Source organism: Streptomyces tricolor (assembly GCF_002155905.1).
GTDB lineage: Bacteria > Actinomycetota > Actinomycetes > Streptomycetales > Streptomycetaceae > Streptomyces > Streptomyces tricolor.
Genome location: NZ_MUMF01000803.1, coordinates 1 through 2551, shown reverse-complemented (window position 1 = coordinate 2551; position 2551 = coordinate 1). Strand labels below are relative to the sequence as shown.

The 2551-nt window shown below is 71.5% G+C and carries 2 protein-coding genes; both read right to left on the bottom strand.

The window, feature by feature from the left end:
* The coding region (locus CCN44_RS39815; RefSeq protein WP_086704013.1) for a tryptophan halogenase family protein at positions 1 to 1180 on the bottom strand (1180 nt) is incomplete at its 3' end.
* Positions 1181 to 1344: 164 nt separating this feature from the next.
* A partial coding sequence (locus CCN44_RS39810; RefSeq protein WP_107502167.1) for a 3-deoxy-7-phosphoheptulonate synthase occupies positions 1345 to 2551 on the bottom strand: 1207 nt, incomplete at its 5' end.

Here is a 2551-nt window from a genome sequence, read left to right as displayed (position 1 = left end):
GGGCCACGGCGGTGTTGTACGAGCTCCGCAGCCCGGGGTCCCAGCCGGCGTCCGGGAAGTGCTTGACCAGTTGCTCGATGCCGTGCTGGATGAAGAAGATGCCGGTCGACTCGAGGGGCTCGACGAAGCCGCTGGACAGGCCGATCGCAACGCAGTTGTTCACCCAGGACTGGCGGGTGCGGCCGATCCGCATGCGGATGTGGTTGGCCTCCAGGTCCCCGGCCTCGGGGCCGACGAACTCGCGCAGGGTGCGCTCCGCCTCCTCCGGGCCGCAGTAGTCGGAGGCGTACACGTAGCCGGTGCCGATGCGGCCGTAGAGCGGGATGGTCCAGATCCAGCCGGCGTCCTGCGCGGTGGCGGTGGTGCACGGGCGCAGGCCGCGCTTCTCCATGTCGACGGGGACGCGCAGGGCGACGGCACTGTCGTTGGGCAGGGTGTCCTGGTAGGAGACGAAGGGCTCCTCCAGGGCCTGGTTGATCAGCAGGCCGCGGAATCCGGTGCAGTCGATGAACAGGTCGCCGGTGAGGTCACCGTGCTCCTTGGTCACGACATGGCTGATCCAGCCGCGCTCGTCGCGGACCACGTCGAGCACGTCGTCCTCGATGTGGCGGGCGCCGCGCTCGGTGGCGTACTCGCAGAGGTAGTCGGCGAGCAGCGACGCGTCGAACTGGTAGGCGTACGGGAACTGGGTGCTCTGCTCGGACAGGGTGGTCCGGGCCGGGTCACCGGCGCGCTCCACGAACTCCTGCTCGAAGAGGGTGCCGTCCAGGAAGCGGGGCGAGCGCTCGTTGTCGACGATCGACGACATCAGGAAGACGTCCTGGTCGAAACGCGGGCCGGGCTGCTTCGCCAGCCACCAGTCGGTGAGCGGGAAGCCGTCCACCACGGGCAGCCGCTCGAACGGGTGGTAGAAGTAGTGGCCCTTCTCCCGCCAGTTCTCGAACCGGATACCGAGCTTGTACGTGGCATTGCACCTGGGCATCCACTCGTGCTCGGCCATACCCAGATAGTCGAAGAAGTGCCGGACCGTGCTGAAGGTGGCCTCGCCGACCCCGATGGTCTTGATCCGCTTGGATTCGACGAGGGTGACGGACACCTTGTCACCGAGCGCGCGGCGCAAATAGGCGGCCGTCATCCAGCCCGACGTACCACCACCGACAATGACGACGCTTCCGAGCATGCGTACCCCCCGATGAGAGCTGACTCCTGAATTTGCCGCGGCGGTTCGGCACCGCCGTCTCGGAATCAGTGACGATTCGGCGGGAATGCTACGAAGCCGCTTTATCGAGTCCGCATCGGCTGGGCATCCGGCGGTGGCTGTGAGGTTTTCACCGCGCGGTGGGATCAGTTCCGCATCATCTCCGCCACGGCGAAGGCCAGTTCCAGGGACTGAGCACGGTTCAGCCCGGGGGCGCGGGCGGCCTCGTTGCGGCGCGGCAGGTGCTGTTCGCCGGTGCCCGACCCGCCGCCGGGACGCTCGGTGACGTCGTCGCGGCTCAGCTCGATGTGCAGGCCCCCGGCGTGGGTGCCCAGGGCCCGGTGGACGTCGAAGAAGCCGTGCGCCTCGGCGAGGACGTCGTCGAACCGGCGGGTCCCCGGTCCGATGCCGGCGAGGGTGTCGCCGTGCACGGGGTCGCACACCCAGCCCACGCGGGCGCCCTCGGCGCGGGCCCGCTGCACGAGCGGGGGCAGGACGTCGCGCACCCGGTCCGCGCCGGCCCGGACGACGAAGGTCAGCCGCCCCGGCTCGCGCCGCGGGTCGAGCCGGTCCAGGTAGCCGAGGACCTCGTCCGGGCGGGTGTCGGGTCCGAGTTCGACCGCGACGGGGTTGGCGATCCGCGCGGCGTACGTGACGTGGGCGCCGTCCAGCGCCCGGGCACGCTCGCCGATCCACAGCAGGTGGCCGCTGGTCGCGTGGGGGGCGCCGGTGCGCTCGTCGCGCCGGGTCAGCGGCTCCTCGAAGTCCGGCAGCAGTCCTTCGTGGCTCACGAAGAACTCGGCGGTGCGCAGTTCGGCGGGGGCGGCGCCGCTGGCGCGGATGAACCGCAGTGCGCGGAGGATCTCGTCGGCCAGGCGCTCGTAGCGCCGACCCGCCGGGCTCTCGATGAAGCCACGGCTCCAGTTGTGCACCTCGTGCAGGTCGGCCGGGCCGCCCGTGACATAGGAGCGGATCAGGTTGAGGACGCCCGCCGAGGCGGTGTACGCGCGCAGCAGGCCGGCGGCGTCGGGGCGGCGGGCCCCGACGGTGGGCTCCGTGCCGCCGGCCGCGCCGCCCCGGTACACCGGGAGCGTCGCGCCGTCACGTGTCTCCTCGGGCTGGGAAGGCGGCTCGGCGTACCGGCCGGACATCCGGCCTGCCTTGATCACGGGCACGCCGGCGCCGTAGCTCAGGGTGACCGCCATCTGGAGGAGGGTGGCCAGCCTGCCGACGACCGCGTCGGCCGTAGGGCCCGCGGACGTTTCGGCGCAGCCACCTCCGTGGAGCAGGAACGCCTCGCCCCGGGCGACCGCCGCCAGCCGGTCGCGCAGCCGGTCGCACTCGGTCGCGGCC